Below are 21554 nucleotides of genomic sequence, written 5' to 3'. Positions count from 1 at the left end.
CGCCGGGCTCCTCAGAACATCGCGGGTCGGTAGTTGGTCCAGCCCTGGCCGACGTCCTGGCCGGTGTTCAGCGCACCGGTGCCCTTGCCGGTCCAGCGGAACAGGTGCCCGTCGCTCTGCTTGACGGCGACCAGGTCGGCCTTGCCGTCGCCGTTGACGTCCATCGCGTTCATCGGGCCGAAGCGGGTCCAGCCGCCGCCGACGTCGACGCGGGTCGCGAAGGTGCCGTTGCCGGCGCCCTTGTAGAAGAACAGGTTGCCGGCGGCATCGGTCGCCCAGAGGTCGCCGTCCCCGTCGCCGTCGGCGTCACCGCCGGCGAACTCCATGTTCGCCCAGCCCTCGCCGATCTTGATCCGCTGCCCGAGGTCGCCGTTGCCCTGACCGGGGTACCAGTACAGGAACCCGCCGTCGCGCCCGACGATGTCGGCCTTGTTGTCCTTGTTGATGTCGACGACCGTGAACCACTCCAGCGTGTTCCAGCCGGTGCCGGAGTTGGCCAGCTTGGTGAAGGTGCCGTGGCCGGAGTTGTGCCAGTAGTGCAGCTTGCCGTCGGTCGACGTCGCGAAGATGTCCGCGGCCCCGTCGGCGTTGGAGTCGCCGACGCCGATCCGGTTGTAGTACGACGACCAGCCCGGCCCGACGTCGGCCGAACCGCCGAAGGTGCCGGTCGCGTTCCCGGGGTAGATCCGCAGCGTGTTGTCCGGGTCGACAGCCAGCAGGTCGTCGTACTTGTCGCCGTTGATGCTCTCGGCGGCCTTCGGCGCGACGCCGCCGCTGGTCCACCACGTCGTCTGCTTGCGGGCGCCGGCCCAGCTGAAGCTGAAGTGGATGTGGTCGGTGTGCGGGTTCGGGCCGGTGTAGGTCCGCCAGCCCTCGCTCGCGTGCGAGGCCGACCAGATCTTGTGGTTCCAGATCAGGTAGACGATGCCGAGCCGGCGGGCGATCGCGTGCTTGTTGCCGTACTGGTCGGTGGCCAGCATCCAGTTCAGCAGCTCGTTGGCGTTGGCCAGCTGGGTCGCGTTGTTGGCGTTGAAGCCGAAGTCGAGCGCGCGGCCGTCGTGGTGGTCGCTCGGTGCGCCGACCGCGCACGGGCGGGTGATGCCCATGCTGTTCTGGCCGGGGTACTCCGCGTCCAGCATCGCCTGCAGGCTGACCGGTCCGGCCTTCGCGGTCGGGTCGCAGCCCGGTTCCGGCGCGGACATGTAGGGGTCGATCGCGGCCGGGAACGTCGGCGTCGGCGGTACGGCGACCGCTGCCGGTGCGGTGCTCAGGGTGGCCGCGAGCACGGCGGCGCCGGCGAGGCCGGCCAGGAGTTTCTTCACGGTTTGCTCCACTGGGTCGGGCGGTGTGTGGTGCTGGGACTGTGACCCGTTCGTGCGGAGTTCGAGAAGGGTTTCTGCAGCAACGTGCAGGCGGGAATTGATGCAGTACAAGGGGTTTCGGCGCGTCCCGGCCCATCCGCCGATAGGATCGGCCCATGACGCAGCAGCCGCCGTACCAGCCACCGCAGTACGGTCCTCCGCCCCGCAACCGGGGGCCGTTGATCGTGATCGGGGTCCTCGGTCTGGTGGTCGTCGTGCTGATCGCGCTGACGCTGGTGGTGGTGCTGCGCAACGACGGCACGACGGCGGATCCGGAGCCGACGCGTGGGCCGCGGAACCCGGACGCGGTCGCGTTCCACCGGGTGGTGACCGCGACGCCGGACGGGTGCGCGACGCCGCCGTCGACGCCGGGGATCGTCTGCGGGGTGGACAAGACGAGCTACACGCTGGGCAAGGTGGAGCTGAACGGGCGCAACGTCTCGGATGCGACCGAGAAGTTCTCGAACGGGTCGTGGGTGGTGACGCTGCGGCTCGACGAGGCCGGCAAGAAGTTGTTCGGGGACCTCACCGCCGACCTGGCGACGAAGAACCCGCCGGCCAACCAGATCGCGATCGTGGTCGACGGTCAGGTGATCAGCGCGCCGTCGGTGGTGTCGGCGATCCCCGGTGGGGAGATCGAGATCTCCGGGCAGTTCACCCAGGACGACGCGAGGAAGCTGGCCGACTCGATCGCGGGGTGATCGGCACGCGGAGCGCCGGGCTGCTCGCGCGGGGCGCCCGGAGCGTGATCAGCGCGGCAGTGTGCGGGTGTCGACGAGTTGCTGCGCGACGTCGCGCAGCTTGGTGTTGGTGTCCTGGGAGTAGCGCTTGAGGATCGCGAACGCGCGGTCGCTGTCGACGTCGAAGCGTTCCATCAGGATGCCCATCGCCATCCCGACCAGCTTGCGGGCGTCGATCGCCTGCGCCATCGTCTCCTCGTGCCGCGCGGTCGCCACGGCGACCGTCGCGTGCCGGGCGAGGATCTGCGCGATCGCCTCGTCGTCGGGCCCGAACGCGTCGGCGTCCGGGCTGTAGAGGCCGAGCGCCCCGACGGTCCGGGAGCCGTCCCCGAGCATCAGCGGTACGTCGAGCACGCTGCGCACACCGAGCCCGGAGACCTTCGCCGCCCACTTCGGCCAGCGCTGGTCGGTCAGCGTGTCCCGGATCAGGATCATCGAGCGCTCCCGCATCGACGTGATCAGCGGGCCGTCCTCGGCATCGATCTGCACCGTGTAGACGTCGGCGACCACCGGGTCGGTCACGGCGGCGATCTCGGCGCGGTGCCCACGGGCGGCGAGCGCCAGGCCGGCGTACGTGCAGTTCAGCGCCTGCAACGCGAACTGCACGACCGCGTCGACGGTCTCGTCGACTCCGGACGCGTCGTGCAGCTCCACCGCCAGCCGCGCGAACACGTCGGCTGCCACACCGTTCACAGGGTCGAGCGTCGCCACATCGGTCTCCCAGGTCCGCCTTGTCGTCGACCCCATTTTGCCCCACCGGCAGGGAGGCGTCCGGGAGGTGGTGCCGGGCGGCTAGCCGCGTGGGTGCGGCTTGATGCCGGCGGCGTAGTTGAGCGCGGTGAGGGTGTTGCGCAGGGCGGTCAGGTCGGGGGCCGGGGTGATCGCGAAGTCGGCGTACAGGCAGAGGGCGAGGTTGCCCTCGGGAGTGTGACCGGCGACCTCGGGCAGGCCGTTGTCGTCGTCGAGGACTAGCCAGCCGAGGTCGTCGAGCTCGGTCAGGGCGGACGGGCCGGGCTGGTCGTCGCCGGGCGGCAGGACCAGCAATCCGGCGCCGGTCAGCTCGTCCAGGTACGCCGTGTGGGCGTCGAGCTCGACGACCGCGAGATCGACGAAGTCGACGCCGGCGCGCGGGGTGTTCTCCGAGGCGCACGCGATCGCGAAGCCGTGCGGCAGGCAGGTCGTCTGTGGCACCGGCCGCGAGTACGGCGTACCGGGGCGGCGCAGACAGCGGCGGGTCGGAGAGATCGGCAGCGGGCGCCGGCGGGTGTTGCGATGGCTCACGCGGCGGCCTCGACCTCGAACACGCGGTCCAGCCCGGTCCGGTGCAGGGCGTCGGCGGCCCGGCGGTTCGCGTGCCGGATCACCACACCGCCGCCGCGGCGGCGGCAGATCCGGTGTGTGTCGAGCAGCGCCGCGAGCAACGTGGACGACATCTGGTCCAGGTCGGAGACGTCGATCACCACCAGGCACGCACCGTCCATCACCAGGTCGTTGAGCTGCCAGCGCAACGCGGTCAGGCCGGCGGCGACCTCGGCCTCGCTGATCGTCACGATCGCCTTCCGCGGCGGTGGGGTGTGGACGGAGTGTGTCATGGCGGACCTCCCGGCGGCGCTGACAGGGTCTCTCCACTCTTCCGCTCCCACGTTGAGATCGGTCGGGCGCCTTCTTTACGATCAGATGACGAGACCGCCCCCGGGCGGCGGCTGCCACCGATCGGTTGCAAGGATGGTCCGATGGCGTTGCAGGTCCTGGTCGTCGAGGACGACGACCGCATTCGCACCGTCCTGCGGCTCGCGCTGGAGGACGAGGGGCACCAGGTCACCGAGGCTGTCGACACGCCCGCGGCCCTGGACCGGGTGCGGGCGGTGATGCCCGACCTGGTCCTGGTCGACCTGATGCTCGGCGAGGTCGACGGCTACACCTGCATCCGGGAGATCCGCCGGCTCAGCGACATCCCGATCGTGATCGTCAGCGCCCGCTCCGACACCCACGACATCGTCGCCGGGCTCGAGGCCGGCGCCGACGACTACGTGACGAAACCCTTCCAGGTCAAGGAGCTGACCGCGCGGCTGCGCGCGCTGCGGCGCCGGCTGCGGACCAGCACGGAGGCGACCGAGCCGGACGTCGTACTGGACTCCGATCCGGTACGGCGGTTGGTGCTGTCGCGGTCGCGCGGGTCGGTGCTGCTGCAGGGCGCGGATCTCAACCTGACCGTCACGGAGTACCGGCTGCTCGCCGAGCTGGCCCGGCCGCCGGGCCGGGTGCTGAGCCGGCCCGCGCTGCTCTCGTCGGTGTGGGAGCACGGCTTCTACGGCGACGAGCGGATCGTCGACGTGCACATCCGGCGGCTGCGGACCAAGATCGAGCGCGACCCGGGGCGCCCGCTGCTGGTGGTCACCGTGCGCGGGATGGGCTACCGCCTGGACCCGCGGTGAACCGCGCGATCGCGGCCCTGGGGTTGCGGCACCGGATCGTGATCGCGTTCGCGCTGGTGGCGTTGCTGGTGTCGACGGTGTTCGCGGTCAGCACGTACGCGCTGGCGCGCGGATACCTGCTCGGGCAGCGGGAGCGGGTGGTCGAGCACCAGGCGCTGGCCGACGCGGGGTTCGTGCAGCGGCGGTTGGAGACAGCGGGGGCGGACGTGTCGGCGGTGCTGACCGCGGCCGGTACGCCGGCCGGGCACACCGTCGTACTGAAGTGGCAGGAGCAGTGGTACGGGTCGGCGCTGGACGAGGGGCGCGAGGCGGTACCGGCGGCGCTGCAGGCGGAGGCGGCTGCTGGGAAGGCGGCGACGCAGCGGTTCCGGACCGCGGATGGGCCGGTTCTGGTGGTGGGGGTGCCGTTGCCTGCGGTGGACGGGGAGTTCTACGAGATCGCGCCGTTGAACGAGCTGGACGGGATCTTGCGGTTGCTGAGCAGCATCCTGATCGGCGGGGCGTTCTTGTCGGCCGGCGCTGGGGCTGCGTTGGGGGCCTGGGCGAGTCGGTCGGTGGTGACACCGTTGAACCGGGTGGCGGTCGCCGCGGCGACGATCGCCGGTGGGGAGCTGGACACGCGGCTGCCGCCGACGGAGGACCCGGAGCTGGCGACGATTGTTGCCTCGTTCAACAGTATGGTCGAGACGTTGCAGCAGCGGATCGAGCGGGACGCGCGGCTGGCTGCTGATGTGAGTCACGAGCTGCGATCGCCGTTGACGACGCTGGTGGGGAGTGTCGATCTGCTGACGGCGCGCAAGGACGAGCTGCCGGAGCGGTCGCAGCAGCTGCTGGGATTGATCTCGGCCGATCTGGAGCGGTTCCGGCGGTTGCTGGACGACCTGCTGGAGCTGGCTCGGTCGGACGCCGGGCTCGACCTGGGGTCGGAGGCGACGGTGTCGCTGGGGGAGCTTCTGCGGTACGTCGTTGCGGAGGTCGGCGGGGATCCAGCGGTGGTGAGCGGGGTCGAGGGTGTTGAGGTGCGCGGGGACAAGGCGCGGTTGGGGCGGTTGTTCCGGAACCTGGTGGAGAACGCCGATCGGCATGGCGGCGGGGTGACGGGGGTCGTGATCGGACGGTCGGGAGAGGACGTGGTCGTGTCGGTGGACGACGCCGGGAGCGGGGTGGCGCCGGAGGATCGGGAGCGGGTGTTCGAGAGGTTCGCGACCGGGCCGAATCGGCGCGGGTCTTCGTCGGGGACAGGGTTGGGGCTTGCGCTGGTGGCGGAGACGGCGGCTGCCCATGGTGGCGCGGTGTGGTGCGAGGCGTCGCCGGCGGGTGGCGCGCGGTTCGTCGTACGGCTGCCGGAGGTGAAGCGGTGAGGCGGCGGTGGCTGCTGGCTGTCGTCGTACTGGTGGTTGGTGGGTGCGGAGTGCCGGCGCAGGACTCGCCGGTGGGGATCGACCCGGAGGTGGTGCCGTCGCGGTTGCGGGAGACGGCGCTGCCCCGGGAGGCGTCGCCGCCGACCGCCGAGCCCGGGCAGGTGAGCGTGGTGGTGAACTTCGTCCGCAAGGACCGGCTGGTGCGGTCGGTGCGTGAAGTCCCGAACGGCCCGGCCCAGGACCGGCTCGCGGCGATCGTCGCCGCGCTGGTCGCCGGGCCGACCGAGCGCGAGCGCGCCAGCGGCATCTCGTCTGCGTTGCCCGCCGGGTTGGAGCTGACGGTCTCGGCGCTGGAGGGAAGCCGCGCGGTGATCGGGCTGACCGGCGAAAGCGATGGCTCGGCGGCGGAGAACGTGCTCGCGGTCGGCCAGATCGTACTGTCGGCGACGGCGATCCCGACGGTGAAAGAAGTCAGCTTCGAACGCGACGGGCTGCCGGTCGAGGCACTGCTGGCCGATGGAGCGCTGACGATGAACCCGCTGACCGCCGCGGACTACGCGGCACTGCGGGCGGGGTGATCAGTCGTACGTGAGTCGCACGAGCGGGAGCCGTTCGGTGATGTCCGGTGGGAGATCCTGGTCGTTGGTGAGATCCTCGATGCCGAGCACTTTGCCGAGGGCGCGGGCGGCTCGGCGGTGGTGTCGGCGGTAGTCCTCGAGCGTGCTGCGCGCCTCGTCTGCGGGGAGGACCTCGGCGTGTGCGGCGACGTCGACTCGGCCGCCGGTCCAGACCCGCACCGCGGGATCCGCCTGCACGTTGCGGAACCACTGCGCCTTTCCTGCGTAGCCCGAGACGACGGTGACCGCGTCCGGCGTGCGCCCGACGACCTCCAGTACGACGTACCGGGCGAGGCCGGAGCGGCGGCCGCGGTGCTGGAGCATCAGGACGCGCGGACCGAGCAGGCGGCCCAGGCCGTGCTTGAAGAGCGGGATCGGGGCGCGGGCCAGTCGGCGGGGGATGCGTTTCGGGGGCACAGTCTTCAGCCTGCCACCGCTTTCAGCAGCCTTCAGGTTGGAGCTGGCGGTCATCGGCTCAAGCATGACGCTTTCCGCGTGGGAGCGCGGCTGCGGCGATGACCACGGCGATCAGGAGTACCGCGGCGCACAGCGTCAGGCCTCGGGCGTAGCCGGCGTTCAACGTGGTGGGTGTGATGGTTGCTCCGGTGTGGTGGTGCGCGGCGGTGCCCAGGGCGGCGAGGCCCAGGGAGGCGCCGAGTTGGCGGGAGCTGTTGAGGAGGCCGGAGGCGGTGCCGGTCTCGTCGGGGGCGACGCCGGCGGTGGCGGTCGCGACGAGTGGGCCGAGGCAGAGGCCGAAGCCGATGCTCGCGATGATCGACGGGCCGAGGACGTCGGTGAGGAAGCCGCCGCCGACGCTGATCTGGCCGAACCATGCGAAGCCCGTCGCGGTCAGGAGCGCGCCGCCGATCAGCAGCGTCTTCGCCGGAACGAGGTAGCCGAGCTTGATCGCGAGCACCGAGCCGACGACGACGCCGAGGGCGAAGGGGAGGAACATGACGCCGGTCAGCGCCGGGCCGACCGCGAGCACGCGCTGCAGGTACAGGGACATGAAGTAGAACGACGATGCCATCGCCGCGCCGACCAGCAGGTTGTAGGCGTTCGCGCCGGAGACCGCGCGGTTGGTGAAGATCCCGAGCCGGACCAGCGGTTCGCGCCGGGTGGTCCGCTCGACCACGACGAAACCGGCCAGCAGTACGACGGCGATCGCGAGCGTGAGCATCGTGGTCGGCGAACCCCACGCGTGCCGGTCGGTGCGGACGACGCCGAAGACGAGCGTCGTCATCCCGCCGGTGGCGAGCACCGCGCCGAGCACGTCCGGCCGGCCCCGCCGTACGCCGGGCAGCCCGGCGGCGACGCCACCGAAGGCGAGCGCGAACGCGACCGTCGCCATCGGGACGTTCACGAACATCACCCACCGCCAGCTCGCGTACTGCGTGAGCACACCACCGATCAGCACGCCAAGCGCACCGCCGGCGGCGTTCATCGCACTCCACACACCGAAGGCGCGAACGCGCTCGCGCCCACTGGGGAAGGTGGTCGCGAGCAACGCCAGCGCGGCAGGCGCCAGTGCGGCGGCGCCGATGCCCTGGGCGGCCCGGGCGGCGACCAGCTGCCCAGGGTCCTGGGCGAACCCGCCGGCCAGCGAGGCCAGGCCGAACAGCCCGAGCCCGGCCAGCAGCAGGTGCTTGCGGCCGTACCGGTCGCTGGCCTTGCCACCCAGCAGCAACAGTCCGCCGAACGTGAGCGCGTACGCGTGGATGACCCAGGTGACACCCGTCGGTCTGAAGCCCAGCCCGGTGGCGATCTCGGGAAGTCCCACATTCACGACCGAGAGGTCCAGGGACACCATGAACTGCACGACGGCGACCACGGCGAGGGTGGTCGCAGGCTTCTGCTGTAGCTTTTGGAACATGTTCCGAAAGTAGCATCGGTGATCGGCACCGGGCAAGCGGGCAGGGTCAGAGCTCGACGGTGCGCTGGGTGACGGCGGCCAGCAGGTCGGGGTCGTGGGAGATGGCGATCACGCCGATGTCGTGGGTGCGGGCGTGCTCGAGCAGGATGCGCCAGAGGCGGGCCTGGGTGAGGGCGTCGAGGCTGGCGGTGATCTCGTCGGCGATCAGGTAGCGCGGCCGGGCGAGGAGAGCGCGGGCGAGGTTGACGCGCTGGAGCTCGCCGCCGCTGATCTCGTGGGGGAAGTGGCTGAGCCACCGGGGGTCGACGAGCGCCGGGTCGACAAGATCCGAGCCGACAAGGTCCGGGTCGACGACGCCCGAGCCGACGACGCCCGAGCCGACGACGCCCGAGCCGACGACGCCCGAGCCGAGGCGGTCCGAGAGGGCGAAGCCCGGGTCCACCGGCCCGGTCCTCGGTTCGGCGAGGATCCGGTGCACCGGCCAGTGCGGGTTCATCGCGCGCTCGGGATGCTGGAGAACGAGCTGCACCGGGTGCGCGCCGGCGTGGGGACCGAGCAGGATCTCGCCGCGCTGCGGTTTCAGGAAGCCGGCCAGCAGCTTCCCGATCGTCGACTTTCCCGAGCCGCTGGGCCCGCTGAGGCCGACCACCTCACCGGGCTCGACCGACAGCGACGTACCGCGGACGACCCACTCGTCGGCGTACCGGTACCAGAGGTCCTTGGCGATCAGCATGGGAGCTCGAATCCGTTGGCAGGAAGGGCGTTCCACAGGGCCCGGGTGTACGGGTCGCGCAGCTCGCCGGAGGTGAAGTCGGCCGGGCGCGCGGTCTCGACGGTCCGGCCGTCGCGGCAGATGACGACGGTGTCCGCGACCTGTACGGCGCCGCCGAGCTCGTGCGTGATCAGTACGACGGCCCGACCCGCGTCGGCCAGTGCGCGAAACTCCTGCAGGACGGTGGCGACATCGTCGCGGGGGAGTCCGGGCGTCGGCTCGTCGGCCAGGATCAGGTGCGGGTCGCCCATCGTCGCCATCGTGACCAGGACGCGCCGGATCATCCCGCCGGAGAGTTCGTGCGGGTACTGCCGCAGCACCTCGGGCCCGAGTCTGCGGTCGGCCAGTGCTTGCGCGGCGACCTGTTGGGGTGCTGGGTGCCCAGCCAACTGCGCAGACCGGGTGACTTGGCGACCGACCCGGCTCAACGGGTCCAGGTAGTCGACCGACTGGGGGAGCAGGACGATCTCCCGGCCCGCCAGGTCACGCCGGGTCGCATGATCGAGCACGCGGCCGTCGTACCGAATCACGCCGGACTCGGTGGCGTTCGGCGGCAGCATGCCCAGCACGGCGTGCGCGAGCAGCGTCTTGCCGGCGCCGGACGCGCCGACCAGCGCGACCACCTGCCCGCGCTCGGCGGTCAGATCCATGCCGGACAGGGCGACGACCTCGCGCCGGCGCAGCCCACGTTCGTACTGCGTGAACGAGACGGTCAGATCCTCGATGGCGAGCAGCGGGCTCACAGGTGGTGGCTCCTCGGGTCGAGCAGGGCGCGGGTGTTCTCGCCGATCGCGTCGACGAGCTTGACCACGACGAGCAGGCACAGGCCGGGCAGTACGGCGAGCCACCAGGCTCCGGCGGACAGGAAGCGCATCGACTCCGCCAGCAGGACGCCGATCGACGGCTCGGCCGGGTCGACGCCGAGGCCGAGGAACGACAGCGCGGCCTCGTGCAGGATCGCGTGCGGGAACAGCAGCACCGTGCCGACCAGGAAGTGCCCGACGAGCTGCGGTGCGACGTGCCGGCGGGCGATCCACCAGCGGCCGCGGCCGAGCCGGCGGGAGATCATCACGTAGTCCGACGAGACGACCTGGCGCGCGTGCCCGCGCAGGACTCGGGTCAGCGACGGCCAGTGCGTCACGGCGACCGCGATCACCACTGCTCGCGTCCCGCCGCCCAACGCGAAGGCGAGCAGGATCAGCAGGACCAGGTGGGGGAGCGCGAGGAACAGGTCGACGAGCCACGTCACCGCGCGGTCCACGACCGGACCACCGACCGCCGCAGCGCATGCCATCAGCATCGCCAGCAGGCCGGAGACCATCGCCGCGCTGACCCCGACCACCAGACTCAGCCGGAGCCCGGACAGCACCCGCGCGAGCATGTCCCGGCCGAGCCGGTCGGTGCCGAACAGATGCTCCCAGGACGGGCTGAGGTTGCGCGCCGCCAGCTCGGTGGTGCTCGCGGCGTCCACGGACAGCGTGCCTGCGACGGTCACGCCGATGACGACCACGAGGGAGATGGCGAGATAGGCCAAGGTCCGGCTGCGCCGGCTGATCGCGAGCAGCTGGTTCATGCGAGCCGCCGCGTTCTGGGGTCGAGCCGGGTGTGCAGTACGTCGCCGAGCTGGTTGCCGACGTACACGAAGAGTGTGGTGAACAAGGCGATCCCGAGCAGCAGCGGGACGTCCTGGCCGAGCGCCGCCGCGGTGGTCGCGGCCCCGAGGCCGGGGTACGAGAAGACTTGCTCGGCGAGCAGCGAGCCGCCGAACAGCTCCCCGAGCGAGCTGAACTGCAGCAGCAGCGCGGGCCCGGCAGCGTTCCGCAGTACGTGGTGTACGACGACGCCGGTCGTCCGCTCGCCCTGTGCGCGAGCGAAGGCGACGTAGTCGCTCGCCATCGCGACGGTGACGGCCTGCCGCGTGTGCAGTACGACGGGCGCGACGCCGACCAGGCTCAGCGTGACCGCCGGCAGCAGCAGGTGGTGCAGACGGTCGAGCAGGCTCACCTCGCTCGCGATCTCGCCGACCGGTACGGCGCAGCAGACCGGCGTCCACTGCAGCGAGACCGAGAACGCGTACAGGAGCAACAGCCCGACCCAGAAGGTCGGCGCCGACGCGAGCGTGTACGCCCACCAGGTGATGACGCGGTCGGTGAGCTTCCCGCGCCGGAGGCCGGCCAGCAGACCGAGGCCGAAACCGATCACGCTGGACAGGCTCCAGGCGACCGCCATCAGCGCGAGGCTGGTCAGGAACTTCCCGGCGATCACGTCGACGACCGGCTGGTTGAAGGTGTGGGACTGCCCGAGGTCGCCCCTGACGACCTGGGACAGCCAGCTGGTGAAGCGCTCGACCGGCGGGTCGTTCAGCCCCCACCGCTCGGCGATCTGGGCGCGCTGCTCCGGGCCGATCGCCGCGAGGTCGGCGCCGACGTACGCGTTGACGGGATCGACCGGGGAGCCGAGCATCAGCGCGAACGACGCGACCGCGACCGCGAGCAGCAGCAGGACCAGCCGGACCAGGCGGGTCAGCACGTCCACTTCCACCGCGCGATCCCGGCGGTGATCGGCCAGCCGTGCCCGTGCGGCTCGATCTGCGGGGTGCCGAGGTCGAGGCAGTCGCTGACGAAGTACGTGTGTTCGAGGTTGACCAGCCAGGCCCAGGCGACGTCCTGGCCGAAGCCCTGCTGCGCCGCCTTCCAGTACGCCGTCGCCCGCTCCGGGTCGGTCGCGCTCATCGCGGCGTCCAGATCCTTCTGTACGGCGGCGTTCGCGTAGTAGCCCGGGTTCCAGTACTCGACGCCGGCCTGCGTCGACGAGTACAGGTTGTACATCTCGGTCGGATCGTGGCTGCCCCAGCCGAACAGCACAGCGTCGGAGTGCAGCCGCTGGTCGATGACCTCCCAGCTCACGCCCTGCGCCTTGATCTGGATGCCGAGCGGCTTCACCATGTCCGCGACGCTCAGCGCGAGGCCCTGCCGCAACGTGTCGTCGGCCGGGTAGAGCAGCGTGAACGCCGCCTTGACGCCGTTGCGCTCGCGGACGCCGTTCTTGTCGATCCAGCCGGCGTCGGTCAGCAACTGCTTGGCCTTGCCGGAGTCGCCGCTCTCGATCGCCGACGACGGTTCGTACCAGGGCAGGCCGTCGACCGGCCCGGTCGCGGGCGAGCCGAATCCTTCGAGTACGCCGTCCACGAGCGCGTCCCGGTCGAGGGCGTGGTTGATCGCCTGGCGGATCGCCTTGTCGGAGGTGACGTTGTTGCCGATCGGCTGCCCGTCCTTGGTCTTCCGGCCGCTGTCCGCGACGTACGGGAACATCACGCCCCGGTTGTCGACCGACTTGACCGGTGTGAGCTTCATCCCGGCGATCGCCGTCGTCGCCAGGTTCGACGGTACGGCGGCCAGCGACGTCTGCCCGGCCTTCGCGGCGGCGAGCGTCGCGTCCTCGCCGGTGAACGTGAAAACGACGCGCTCGAACGCGGGCTTGGGGCCGTAGTACGCCTCGTTGCGCTGGACGATCAGCTGCTGGCCCTGGTCCCACTGGACGAAGGTGAACGGACCGGAGCCGATCGGCTTGCGGGCGTAGTCCTTGCCGTGGGCGTGCTGCGGCACGATGCCGAGCGAGACCAGCCGGTTCACGAACGTGCTCTGCGGGCGGGTCAGGTGCAGCTCGACCGTGTCATTGTCGGTGGCAACCGCCTTGCGGAGCGCGGTGACATCGGTCAGGCCGCCGGACCTGCTGGCGGTGGTGAACGTGTAGGCGACGTCCTGTGCGGTGACCGGCTTGCCGTCGCTGAACTTCGCGTCGGTGCGCAGGTCGACCGTCCAGACCAGGCCGTCGGCGCTGACCGAGTGCCGGGTGGCGAGGTCGTTGACGATCTTCAGGTCGGCGTCGCGGGCGAGCAGCGTCGACTGGAACAGCGGCGACCCGTACCGGCCCCAGCCGAGCGTCGGGTCGTAGCCGTCGTCGGACTCACCGCCGATCGCGAGCCGAAGTTCCTTCGGTGTGCCGCTCGGCGCCGCAGTGTCGACACCCGCCGTACACGCGGTCGACACCAGCAGCAGTCCTAGTACGGCTGACGCCGCCCTCACCCCACGCAGCACCGGATCCTCCTCGGTCTATCTGCGACTCGATCGCAGAAGTCGAGAGGAACCTAAGGGGTGATCGGGGGTGAGGGCAACTGCTGGGTCAGGATGCGGAGACCTGCTGGTACAGCGCGTGCAGCTCGGCCGGGGTGGCTTCGCTGCCCGTGCTGTCGGTGTGCCGCTGGACGTGCCGGGCGAAGGTGGCCTCCTCCTCGGGGGTGAGGGTGAGGCCGTACCCGGTCTGCAGCAGGTAGGCGATGCCGCCCTTGCCGGACTGGCTGTTGACGCGGATCACGGCGTCGTACGTACGGCCGAGGTCGGCCGGGTCGATGGGCAGGTACGGGTGGCGGGGCGGGACCGGGAGGCGGGTGCAGTACTCGACGGTCTCGCGGATCCGGTCGATGTCGGAGAAGTCGATCATCGGGTCGACGCCTTGGGTGTACAGGTTGAGCGCGAGCGTGGCCAGGTCGACGTTGCCGGTGCGTTCGCCGTTGCCGAAGACGCAGCCCTCGACGCGCTGGGCGCCGGCCAGCACGGCGAGCTCGGCGCAGGCGATACCGGTGCCGCGGTCGTTGTGCGGGTGCACGGACAGGATCACGCTGTCGCGGCGGTCCAGCGACTTGTGCATGTACTCGATCTGGTCGGCGTACACGTTCGGCGTCGCGACCTCGACGGTCGCGGGCAGGTTGAGCGTGACCGGGCGGTCGGGGGTCGCGGACGGACTCGAGCGTGCGCTCGATCAGCGCCCGCCGGGCCGGGGTGAAGACGACGGTGGTGACGTCGTCGGGGACGCGTCCGTGTCCTCGCGCGTGGCTATCCGGCCGACTGTACGACGGTGTAGCCGTGGTCGCGGATCGCGGCGAAGCAGGTCTCCTGGACTTCCGGGGTGGGGAAGGCGGCGGTGACTCGCTTGGTGTCGAGGTCGATGGTCGAGCCGGTGACACCGTGGGTCTGGAGGACGCCGGAGATCGTGTTCGTGCAGTGTGAGCAGGTCATGTCGGGGACCTCGAACACGACGTCGTCGGGAAGGGTCATGGTGGTGGGCTCCTGTCCTACGGTGACTGTGCCGAGCAGGGTGACGAAGGTGTCGACGAAGAGGTCGACCAGGCCCGGGAGCAGGGCCGGGTGGGTGGTGGTCATGTTGGCGAGGCATCTGGGGGTCTCGCCGGCGGGGAGGTGTGCGTACTGCGGGAGGTCGGCGGCGGCGATCGCTTCTGCTTTGAGGGCGCGGAGGACGGTCGTCGACTCGGCGGTGTAGCGGATCGCGCCGGCGGCGGTGCGTTCGAGCGCGACCGGGATCATGCCGCGGCGGAAGGTCGACGACTGCAGACCCCAGTACCAGGTGTTGGCGACGACCTGGAAGATGCCGGAGTCGCGGAGGGCCTCGGCGAAGATTGCCGGGGTGTCGTTGGGCGCGGCGAGACAGGCGTGCTGGACCAGGGCGCGGGCGGTGGTCTCGAATCCGATGGCGAGGATCTCGCGGGGGTCGACGTCGGTGGTGGTCGCGGCCATCACGCGGTGGTCGTCCGGGTCGAGCGGAGTTGATTCGGGGAGCGCCCTGCGGAGGGCGAGGGTGGTCTCGCGGGCGACGACAGGGACGATCGGGCCGAGGGCGCTGCAGTGCGCGACGTTCAGTACGCCGGTGCTGTCGTGCCAGGTCAGGCGATGGGTCGCGCTGGTGGCGACCGGGGTGTCGAGGTACGCGCGCTGGGCGGTGGTCAGGCTGCCGTTTGGGGAGAGGCCGGTGATCTCCGGGGTGGCGGTCCACGGCGTCGGCTCGTCGAGGACGGGTGTCCAGGCGGCGAACCCGTCGGCGAGGATCTGGGCGGCTGCCGCGCGGTTGTAGTCGGTCACATCGCCTCCCCGGGGACTCGCTTCATTCTCCCGGGGAGGGCTCGGCCTCGCTGGTCACACCGCGTGTCCGCCGGTCAGGCCGGCAGGTGCCTCACCGCCGGGTGAGCCGAATGACCGGGTACTCGCGCTCCGACTTCTCCTGGTACTTCGCGATCCGCGGCTGAGCCTCCGCGATCTGCTTCCACGCTTCCGCGCGCTCCGCTTTGCCGAGCCGCTCGGCAGACACCGGTACGGCGGGCCGGCCCGCGAACTCGACCGTGACCTGGTCCGGGTGCGCCGTCAGGTTCGCGTGCCAGTCCGGGTGCTGACTGCCGCCGCCGGACGCGACCACGAGCCACGCGTCGCCGTCAGGAAACCAGGCCAGCGCGGTCGCCCGCGGCTCGCCGCTTCGCCGTCCGACGGTGTTGAGCACGAGTACGTCCATGCCCATCATCTGGCCCTTGCCGTCGCGGATCTTGCGCGCGGCCCGCGCACCCATCGTGCGCTGCAGCCAGCGCGAGAAGCGTCGCGGCGTACCCGGCTTGCGTTCCACCTGCTGAGTCATGCCGACGACGCTAGAGGTCACGCACCCGGGGCCGCTTCTCGATTCCTGATCACCTGCGCGCGGCGGCGATCTCCTGCCCCAGCTCGCTGCCGGGGAAGCGGTCGATCATCCCGCGCAGCTCGTCGGCGCCGACGTTCGCGCCGAAGGCCTCGGCCCGCGGCTGCAGCCGTACGCCGGCCGCCAGTTCGGCGAGCACCACGGCGTCGAAGCCCAGGTCGTCGACCAGTTCCGCGACCACGGCGACGTCCGACGGGTCGTCCCCGGCGACCGCGATCGCCTTGCGGCCCGGCGTACCGGACGGGCGGGAGCCCTCGTCGAGGTCGTGGTAGCCCATGTGGTTGAAGCCTTTGACGACGCGGGCGCCGTCGAGGAAGGCGGCGACGAGCTCGCTGGACGACGTCCGCGGGTCGGTGAGGTCGGCGCGGTGGCCGTCGATCTCCCACCAGTAGTTCATCGCGTCGACGACCAGCTTGCCGCGCAGCTGGTCGACCGGGAGCGCCTGGTACTTGCCGAGCGGCAGCGCCAGGACGACGAGGTCGGCCTGGGCCGCCGCCTCCACCGCTGTGGTGGCGACGGCGCCGGGGACGAGGATCTCGACGGTGAGCGCGATCTTGCTCGCGGCACCGGAACCGGCGATCAGCACTTTGTAGCCCGCGGCAACGGCCAGCCGGCCGAGCACGGTCCCGACCTTGCCGGCGCCGAGGATCCCGATGGTGTGCACGCCGACGGCGGTCATGCCTGCTCCGCCGGTGTCAGCTCGGCCAGCCGCTCGCGGACCTGCGGGATCACCTTGCCGCCGAACAGCTCGACCGCGCGCATCCGCGCGCCGATCGGCTGGGTGCCGCTGGTGTAGATCAGGTCGAAGCGCCCGACGCCGACCGCGCTCACCGCACGGGCGATCTTGGCCGCGACGGTGTCCGGCGAGCCGATGTAGAGCGAGCCGTACTCGATCTCGGCCAGGTACTCCTGGCGCTTGATCGGCGGCCAGCCGCGCTGCTGCCCGATCCGGTCCCGGATCACCTTGTAGTGCGGCCAGTAGATCTCGCGGGCCTCCTCGTCGGTGTCGGCAACGAAACCCGGTGAGTGCATGCCGACCGGGTACGCCGTGGTGCCGAACTCCGCGGCGGCCCGCCGGTACAGGTCGATGTACGGCGCGAACCGCTCCGGCTGGCCACCGATGATCGCGAGCATCAGCGGCAGCCCGTGGTGCGCGGTCCGGATCACCGACTGCGGCGAACCGCCGACGCCGATCCAGGTCTTCAGCCGCCCGGACTCGGTCTTGGGGAACACGTCGGCATCGGTCAGCGCCGGCCGCGTCGTACCGGACCAGGTGACCGGCTTCTCGTCGAGCAGCTTGACGAACAGGTCCGCCTTCTCCTCGAACAGGACGTCGTAGTCGGCCAGGTCGTAGCCGAACAGCGGGAACGACTCGGTGAACGAGCCGCGGCCGAGGATCACCTCGGCGCGCCCGTTGGACAGCGCGTCGACGGTCGCGAACCGCTGGAAGACGCGGACCGGGTCGTCGGAGCTGAGCACGGTCACACCGGAGGCCAGCCGGATCCGCTCGGTCCTGGTGGCGATGCCCGCGAGCACGGTCTCCGGCGAGGAGACCGAGTACTCCGGCCGGTGGTGCTCGCCGAGGGCGATCACGTCGACGCCGAGCTGGTCGGCCACGACGGCCTCCTCGACCACCTGGCGGATCGCCACGGCGTGCGAGACCGGCTTGCCGTCGGCGTCCTGCGGGACGTCGCCGAAGGTGTCGAGTCCGAACTCGAGATCTGTCACGGGTACTGCGCTCCTTGCTGGGTTGGGTTTCAGGCGGCGGTGGGTTGGGCGGCGAGCAGCTCGCGGACCCGCGGGGCGACCTCGCGGCCGAGCAGCTCGATGGTGCGGGCCCGGGCGTCCCGGGGCAGGAACATCACGTCGTACTTGAGGTCGAAGCGGGTCAGGTGCAGGTCGCGGGCCATGGTGGCGATCTTCTGCGCGACGGTCTCCGGGGAGCCGACGAACAGCGCGCCCTCGTCGACCTCGGCGAGGTAGCGGTCCTTGGTGGGCGCGTAGAAGCCGCGTTCGCGGGCGAGGTTCTCGACCACGGGCTGCCAGTAGCGCCACCAGGTCTCGACGGCTTCGGCGTCGGTCTCGGCGACCATGCCGAGCGAGTGCTGACCGATCGGGAGCCGGGGCTGACCGAGGTCGTCGAGCGCGCGCTCGTACAGGGCGACGTTGCCGGCGAAGCGCTGCGGGCGGCCGCCGATGATCGCCATCATCAACGGCAGGCCGTACCGGGCGGCGCGGAGCACGGAGTTGGGCGTGCCGCCGACGCCGATCCAGGTCGGGATGCCGCCGGGGCGCATCCGCGGGTGCAGGGTCTGGCCGGTCAGCGGCGCCCGGACGGTGCCGGACCAGGTGACCTTCTCCTCGCGCTGCAGCCGCACGAACAGCTCGAGCTTCTCCTCGAAGAGCTGCTCGTACTCCGCCAGGTCGTACCCGAAGAGCGGGAACGACTCGATCGCGGAGGCCCGGCCGAGCACGATCTGGGCGCGGCCGTTGGAGACCGCGTCCAGGGTCGAGAACTCGTGGTAGAGCCGAACCGGGTCGTTGGTGCTGAGCACCGTGACCGACGTCCCGAGCGCGATCTTGCTGGTCGCGGACGCGGCGGCCGCCAGCAGCACCGGCGTCGCGGAGTCGTTGTGGCCCTCGCGGTAGTGCTCGCCGAGATTGAAGGCGTCCAGCCCGACCGATTCGGCCAGCTGTGCCTCCTCGACCAACAGTCGCAGCGTCTCGGCGTCGGACATGATCCGTCCGTTGTCGGTCGCCACTTCACCGAAGGAGTCGAGTCCCAGCTCGAAACCGCTCATCACTGTCACCTCGTCCGTCGTCGGCCCCTTGGGGTTGACATGTCAATCATATCGTCGAGTTGACGCGTCAACCAGGAGGTTCGAGATGAGTAACACGGGGTCCCGGCGAATTCTTCCCACCAGTGCCGAGCTGCGGATCTGGCGGGACTTCATCGAGACCGCCGACGCGCTGCGGGCCCGGCTCGGCGCTCAGCTGCAGGACGAGTCGGGGCTGTCACGCGGCGACTACGCCGTACTGCTGGCGCTGTCCGAGGCGGCCGGGAACCGGCTGCGGCCGTCCGACCTGGCGCAGCGGATCGGCTGGGAGCGGAGCCGGCTGTCGCACCATCTCGGGCGGATGGAACGGCGGGAGCTGATCCGGCGGGAGGAGTGTGCGGAGGACAGTCGTGGGGCGGACGTCGTACTGACCTCTACTGGCGAGAGCGCGTTTCGGGGTGCGACGGTGCCGCATCTGCGGGCGATCCGGGAGCTGTTCGTGGATGCGCTGACCCCGGAGCAGTTGGAGGCGGCGGGGGAGCTGGCGGAGGCGTTGCGTGGGCGGTTGGAGCATGTGACTGAGTAGATTCGGTGCATGGCGATCGGCCCGGCGGTAGCGGTGGACGCGGCGCGGCGGGTCGCGCTGGGGGCGCAGGGGTTCGGAGCGGCGCGGCCTGCGCGGGTTGGGGTGCGGGAGCTGCGGCGGGCGGTCGAGCGGATCGGGGTGCTGCAGCTCGACTCGGTGAACGTGTTGTGCCGGTCGCACTACCTGCCGTTGTTCTCGCGGCTGGGGGACTACTCGCGGGAGCGGCTGGACTGGATGTGCTGGGGTGGTGGGGAGCTGTTCGAGTACTTCTGGGGGCACAAGGCGGCGCTGCTGCCTGTCGCGTCGTACCCGCTGGTGCGGTGGCGGATGGAGGTGGTCTCGCGGCAGGTGTGGGACCAGCCGTTGCATCCGGAGCTGCAGGTGCCGTGGTCGGTGGTGGTGGGGATGCGGCGGCTGGAGGTCGAGCGGCCGGGGCTGGTCGACCAGGTGCTGGCGATGGTCGCCGCTGATGGGCCGATCACGGCGGGGGAGGCCGACCGGGACGGCGTACGCCGGCAGCGGAGCGATCCGGACCCGGACCCGTCGACCGGGCGGATGTGGAACTGGCAGGACGCGAAGATCGCGATCGAGTACCTGTTCGCGAGCGGGACGGTGGCGATCGCGGGGCGGCGGCACTTCGAGCGGTTGTACGACGTCGCCGAGCGGGTGCTGCCCGAGGTCTCGATGGTCGAGGAGGACGAGGCGCGGCGAGAGCTCGTGCGGATCGCTGCGCGGTCGCTCGGGGTGATGACGGCGGGGGAGCTGTGCGGTGCGACCAAGGGCCACTATCCGTTGCCAGCGGCAACCGCTCGGACGGTGGTCGGCGAGCTGGTCGACGCCGGCGATCTCGTGCCCGTGCAGGTCGACGGCGTGAAGCAGCAGAGCTACCTGTGGAGGGACGCCGAGGACCGGTCGATCGACGCTCGCGCGTTGCTCTCGCCGTTCGACACCCTGATCTGGAACCGCGACCGCACCGAACGCCTCTTCGGCTTCCGCTACCGGATCAGCATCTACACCCCGGAGCCGCAACGGATCCACGGGTACTACGTGCTGCCGTTCCTGCTCGGCGACCAACTCGTCGCTCGGGTGGACCTGAAGGCCGACCGGCGCAACGCGACCCTCGTGGTGCCGACGGTGACTTCGGACGTGACTGAGGCAGTCGAGCCGCTGGCCGCCGAGCTGCGACTGATGGCCCGCTGGCTGAACCTGGAGCGCATCCAGGTGACAGCCGGCGGGCCGTTGGGGAAGGCGTTGTCGGGGGTTCTGGGTTAAGCGGTGGCGGCCCTCGCGTACTTGATTCGGTACTGGCCCGCGAGGCTGATCAGGGAGAGCAGGATCGCGGCGGCGGTGTACCAGGTGACGGTCGGGATCTCGCCGAGCGTCGCGGTGAGCCGGCCGGCGATGACGACCGGTACGCCGAGGCCGACGTACGCGACCAGGTAGATGCCGCCGACGACACCCGCACGCTGGTGCGGGGCGGCGAGCGGGAAGACCAGCGCGAGGGCCGCGGTGAACGAGGCGCCGAAGCCGATGCCCGCCAGCGCCTGACCGATGATCATCACCGCGAGGCTGCCCGCGAGGACGCCGGTGACGATCGCGGCCGCGCCGACGACCGAGGCGTAGATGCCGATCGTCATCGCGCGCCGGGCGTCGACCTTGCCGAGCGCGAAGCCGATCAGGAACGACGCGGTCTGCGGGACGAACCCGGCGACGCCGTTCATCAGGCCGCTGTCGATGTGGAAGACGCTGCGCACCATGCTCGGCGCGAGCCCGCCGGACAGGCCGGCCAGCATCCAGACCGCGGCGACGACGGGCGCCGAGGCGGCGAACTCCGCGCGGGTGGCCGCGGGGAAGGAGATCCGCGGGATCATCGAGCGCAGCGCTCCCGGCGTACGGCGTACCGTCTCGGGGGAGAGGGCGACGACCCCGAAGCCGAGCACGGTCAGGGCGGTGAGCACGACGAAGATCACCGTGTTGGCCTCAGGGGTCAGCTGGATCGCGAGCCCGGCCAGCAAGGAGCCGAAACCGAGGCCGCCGGTCAGCCCCGCGCTGCCCAGGATCACGCCGGGCCGCTTGCGGTGCGCCGGGGCGATCTCGACCAGCGCGGCGGTGAACGCGGTGGTCGCCGCACCGGCGGCGACGCCCTGGACGGTCCGGCCGGCGATCACCCACGCGACGTCCTGGGCGAACAGGAACAGCAGGTTCGACACCACCTGGACGACGAGCGCGCCGAGCAGGACCGGCCGCCGGCCGAGATGGTCGGACAGTGAGCCGACCGTGAGGACGGCGGCCAGGAAGCCGGCCGCGTAGACCGCGAACGCGAGGGTGAGCAGCTGCGGTGCGAAGTTCCACCGGTCCCGGTACTCGACGAGCATCGGGGTGAGCGATCCGGCCGCGAGGTTCAGGCTCGTGAACGTGATCGCCACGCCCGCCAGCGCGACGCCGGCGGGCAGGGTCCAGCGGCGCTGGACGACGGGGGACTGGGTCGAGGTGGACAC

At 71.0% G+C, this 21554-nt stretch carries 23 protein-coding genes and 1 pseudogene; 6 read left to right on the top strand and 18 right to left on the bottom strand.

Annotated features, from left to right (window positions below):
• Positions 1–11: 11 nt before the first annotated feature.
• On the bottom strand, positions 12–1322 hold the full coding sequence (locus ACZ6Z4_RS12095) for an FG-GAP repeat domain-containing protein (RefSeq protein WP_465561870.1): 1311 nt from the start codon (positions 1320–1322) through the stop codon (positions 12–14).
• Positions 1323–1477: 155 nt separating this feature from the next.
• Between ACZ6Z4_RS12095 and ACZ6Z4_RS12090 the strand changes: the two genes are divergently transcribed.
• Entirely contained in the window at positions 1478–2062 is a 585-nt protein-coding gene (locus ACZ6Z4_RS12090; RefSeq protein ID WP_465561868.1) for a SecDF P1 head subdomain-containing protein, read from the top strand.
• A 48-nt stretch (positions 2063–2110) separates the two neighbouring features.
• Here the strand turns inward: ACZ6Z4_RS12090 and ACZ6Z4_RS12085 are convergent, their stop codons facing one another.
• Genes ACZ6Z4_RS12085 through ACZ6Z4_RS12075 form a run of 3 tightly spaced genes read right to left on the bottom strand, consistent with a single transcriptional unit; the run spans position 2111 to position 3693 of the window.
• On the bottom strand, positions 2111–2848 hold the full coding sequence (locus ACZ6Z4_RS12085; protein WP_465561866.1) for a GAF and ANTAR domain-containing protein: 738 nt from the start codon (positions 2846–2848) through the stop codon (positions 2111–2113).
• A 45-nt stretch (positions 2849–2893) separates the two neighbouring features.
• A complete protein-coding gene (locus ACZ6Z4_RS12080; RefSeq protein ID WP_465561864.1) occupies positions 2894–3382 on the bottom strand; it encodes a hypothetical protein in 489 nt (162 codons plus the stop codon).
• Positions 3379–3693, bottom strand: coding sequence for an STAS domain-containing protein (locus tag ACZ6Z4_RS12075; RefSeq protein WP_465561862.1), 315 nt, complete (start codon positions 3691–3693; stop codon positions 3379–3381). Before ACZ6Z4_RS12075 ends, ACZ6Z4_RS12080 begins: the two co-directional genes overlap by 4 nt.
• A 141-nt stretch (positions 3694–3834) precedes the next feature.
• Between ACZ6Z4_RS12075 and ACZ6Z4_RS12070 the strand changes: the two genes are divergently transcribed.
• Genes ACZ6Z4_RS12070 through ACZ6Z4_RS12060 form a run of 3 tightly spaced genes read left to right on the top strand, consistent with a single transcriptional unit; the run spans position 3835 to position 6475 of the window.
• Complete coding sequence (locus tag ACZ6Z4_RS12070) at positions 3835–4536, top strand: response regulator (protein ID WP_465561860.1); 702 nt, start codon at positions 3835–3837, stop codon at positions 4534–4536.
• Positions 4533–5897 carry a sensor histidine kinase gene (locus tag ACZ6Z4_RS12065; RefSeq protein WP_465561858.1) on the top strand — a complete coding sequence of 455 codons (1365 nt, stop codon included), beginning with the start codon at positions 4533–4535 and terminating at the stop codon, positions 5895–5897. Before ACZ6Z4_RS12070 ends, ACZ6Z4_RS12065 begins: the two co-directional genes overlap by 4 nt.
• Positions 5894–6475: a GerMN domain-containing protein gene (locus ACZ6Z4_RS12060; RefSeq protein WP_465561856.1), complete on the top strand. Its 582-nt coding sequence runs from the start codon at positions 5894–5896 to the stop codon at positions 6473–6475. The genes ACZ6Z4_RS12065 and ACZ6Z4_RS12060 overlap by 4 nt, the downstream gene beginning before the upstream one ends.
• Here ACZ6Z4_RS12060 and ACZ6Z4_RS12055 read toward each other — a convergent pair whose 3' ends face one another.
• From ACZ6Z4_RS12055 to ACZ6Z4_RS11995, 13 genes and pseudogenes are all read right to left on the bottom strand, one after another.
• Complete coding sequence (locus ACZ6Z4_RS12055; RefSeq protein ID WP_465561854.1) at positions 6476–6985, bottom strand: nitroreductase family deazaflavin-dependent oxidoreductase; 510 nt, start codon at positions 6983–6985, stop codon at positions 6476–6478.
• 4 nt (positions 6986–6989) lie between these two features.
• Entirely contained in the window at positions 6990–8387 is a 1398-nt protein-coding gene (locus ACZ6Z4_RS12050; RefSeq protein WP_465561852.1) for an MFS transporter, read from the bottom strand.
• Between the two features lie 46 nt (positions 8388–8433).
• Complete coding sequence (locus tag ACZ6Z4_RS12045; protein ID WP_465561850.1) at positions 8434–9120, bottom strand: ABC transporter ATP-binding protein; 687 nt, start codon at positions 9118–9120, stop codon at positions 8434–8436.
• Positions 9114–9902 carry an ATP-binding cassette domain-containing protein gene (locus tag ACZ6Z4_RS12040; RefSeq protein ID WP_465561847.1) on the bottom strand — a complete coding sequence of 263 codons (789 nt, stop codon included), beginning with the start codon at positions 9900–9902 and terminating at the stop codon, positions 9114–9116. Before ACZ6Z4_RS12040 ends, ACZ6Z4_RS12045 begins: the two co-directional genes overlap by 7 nt.
• Complete coding sequence (locus ACZ6Z4_RS12035) at positions 9899–10732, bottom strand: ABC transporter permease (RefSeq protein WP_465561845.1); 834 nt, start codon at positions 10730–10732, stop codon at positions 9899–9901. The genes ACZ6Z4_RS12040 and ACZ6Z4_RS12035 overlap by 4 nt, the downstream gene beginning before the upstream one ends.
• Positions 10729–11700, bottom strand: a complete 972-nt coding sequence (locus ACZ6Z4_RS12030; protein ID WP_465561843.1) for an ABC transporter permease — start codon at positions 11698–11700, stop codon at positions 10729–10731. The genes ACZ6Z4_RS12035 and ACZ6Z4_RS12030 overlap by 4 nt, the downstream gene beginning before the upstream one ends.
• The gene (locus tag ACZ6Z4_RS12025) at positions 11682–13256 is read right to left on the bottom strand and encodes an ABC transporter substrate-binding protein (RefSeq protein ID WP_465561841.1); all 1575 of its coding nucleotides are present in this window, start codon (positions 13254–13256) and stop codon (positions 11682–11684) included. Before ACZ6Z4_RS12025 ends, ACZ6Z4_RS12030 begins: the two co-directional genes overlap by 19 nt.
• Positions 13257–13359: 103 nt before the next feature.
• Positions 13360–13944 (bottom strand): annotated as a pseudogene (locus ACZ6Z4_RS12020) (2-isopropylmalate synthase); the annotation flags it as partial.
• A gap of 107 nt (positions 13945–14051) precedes the next feature.
• Positions 14052–15092, bottom strand: a complete 1041-nt coding sequence (locus tag ACZ6Z4_RS12015; protein WP_465561839.1) for a heavy-metal-associated domain-containing protein — start codon at positions 15090–15092, stop codon at positions 14052–14054.
• A gap of 91 nt (positions 15093–15183) precedes the next feature.
• A complete protein-coding gene (locus ACZ6Z4_RS12010; RefSeq protein ID WP_465561837.1) occupies positions 15184–15636 on the bottom strand; it encodes a nitroreductase family deazaflavin-dependent oxidoreductase in 453 nt (150 codons plus the stop codon).
• Positions 15637–15685: 49 nt separating this feature from the next.
• A complete protein-coding gene (locus ACZ6Z4_RS12005; RefSeq protein WP_465561835.1) occupies positions 15686–16372 on the bottom strand; it encodes an NADPH-dependent F420 reductase in 687 nt (228 codons plus the stop codon).
• Positions 16369–17421, bottom strand: coding sequence for an LLM class flavin-dependent oxidoreductase (locus ACZ6Z4_RS12000; protein ID WP_465561833.1), 1053 nt, complete (start codon positions 17419–17421; stop codon positions 16369–16371). Before ACZ6Z4_RS12000 ends, ACZ6Z4_RS12005 begins: the two co-directional genes overlap by 4 nt.
• Before the next feature lie 29 nt (positions 17422–17450).
• Positions 17451–18494, bottom strand: coding sequence for an LLM class flavin-dependent oxidoreductase (locus tag ACZ6Z4_RS11995; protein ID WP_465561830.1), 1044 nt, complete (start codon positions 18492–18494; stop codon positions 17451–17453).
• Between the two features lie 85 nt (positions 18495–18579).
• Between ACZ6Z4_RS11995 and ACZ6Z4_RS11990 the strand changes: the two genes are divergently transcribed.
• Positions 18580–19056 (top strand): MarR family winged helix-turn-helix transcriptional regulator, encoded by a 477-nt coding sequence (locus ACZ6Z4_RS11990; RefSeq protein WP_465561828.1) that lies wholly within the window; start codon positions 18580–18582, stop codon positions 19054–19056.
• Between the two features lie 9 nt (positions 19057–19065).
• On the top strand, positions 19066–20328 hold the full coding sequence (locus tag ACZ6Z4_RS11985) for a winged helix-turn-helix domain-containing protein (protein ID WP_465561826.1): 1263 nt from the start codon (positions 19066–19068) through the stop codon (positions 20326–20328).
• Here ACZ6Z4_RS11985 and ACZ6Z4_RS11980 read toward each other — a convergent pair.
• Positions 20325–21554: an MFS transporter gene (locus ACZ6Z4_RS11980; protein WP_465561823.1), complete on the bottom strand. Its 1230-nt coding sequence runs from the start codon at positions 21552–21554 to the stop codon at positions 20325–20327. The two genes, ACZ6Z4_RS11985 and ACZ6Z4_RS11980, sit on opposite strands and share 4 nt — an antisense overlap.

This window comes from Kribbella sp. NPDC104740, from assembly GCF_055583505.1.
This window is presented reverse-complemented; position numbering and strand designations above follow the sequence as displayed.

What these genes read in the sequence shown, in the direction of transcription:
- ACZ6Z4_RS12090 (WP_465561868.1), top strand. Translation starts at nt 1,478, where the DNA reads ATGACGCAGCAGCCGCCGTACCAGCCACCGCAGTACGGTCCTCCGCCC.
- ACZ6Z4_RS12085 (WP_465561866.1), bottom strand. Translation starts at nt 2,848, where the DNA reads ATGGGGTCGACGACAAGGCGGACCTGGGAGACCGATGTGGCGACGCTC.
- ACZ6Z4_RS12075 (WP_465561862.1), bottom strand. Translation starts at nt 3,693, where the DNA reads ATGACACACTCCGTCCACACCCCACCGCCGCGGAAGGCGATCGTGACG.
- ACZ6Z4_RS12070 (WP_465561860.1), top strand. Translation starts at nt 3,835, where the DNA reads ATGGCGTTGCAGGTCCTGGTCGTCGAGGACGACGACCGCATTCGCACC.
- ACZ6Z4_RS12055 (WP_465561854.1), bottom strand. Translation starts at nt 6,985, where the DNA reads ATGACCGCCAGCTCCAACCTGAAGGCTGCTGAAAGCGGTGGCAGGCTG.
- ACZ6Z4_RS12050 (WP_465561852.1), bottom strand. Translation starts at nt 8,387, where the DNA reads ATGTTCCAAAAGCTACAGCAGAAGCCTGCGACCACCCTCGCCGTGGTC.
- ACZ6Z4_RS12045 (WP_465561850.1), bottom strand. Translation starts at nt 9,120, where the DNA reads ATGCTGATCGCCAAGGACCTCTGGTACCGGTACGCCGACGAGTGGGTC.
- ACZ6Z4_RS12035 (WP_465561845.1), bottom strand. Translation starts at nt 10,732, where the DNA reads ATGAACCAGCTGCTCGCGATCAGCCGGCGCAGCCGGACCTTGGCCTAT.
- ACZ6Z4_RS12010 (WP_465561837.1), bottom strand. Translation starts at nt 15,636, where the DNA reads ATGACTCAGCAGGTGGAACGCAAGCCGGGTACGCCGCGACGCTTCTCG.
- ACZ6Z4_RS12005 (WP_465561835.1), bottom strand. Translation starts at nt 16,372, where the DNA reads ATGACCGCCGTCGGCGTGCACACCATCGGGATCCTCGGCGCCGGCAAG.
- ACZ6Z4_RS11995 (WP_465561830.1), bottom strand. Translation starts at nt 18,494, where the DNA reads ATGAGCGGTTTCGAGCTGGGACTCGACTCCTTCGGTGAAGTGGCGACC.
- ACZ6Z4_RS11990 (WP_465561828.1), top strand. Translation starts at nt 18,580, where the DNA reads ATGAGTAACACGGGGTCCCGGCGAATTCTTCCCACCAGTGCCGAGCTG.
- ACZ6Z4_RS11985 (WP_465561826.1), top strand. Translation starts at nt 19,066, where the DNA reads ATGGCGATCGGCCCGGCGGTAGCGGTGGACGCGGCGCGGCGGGTCGCG.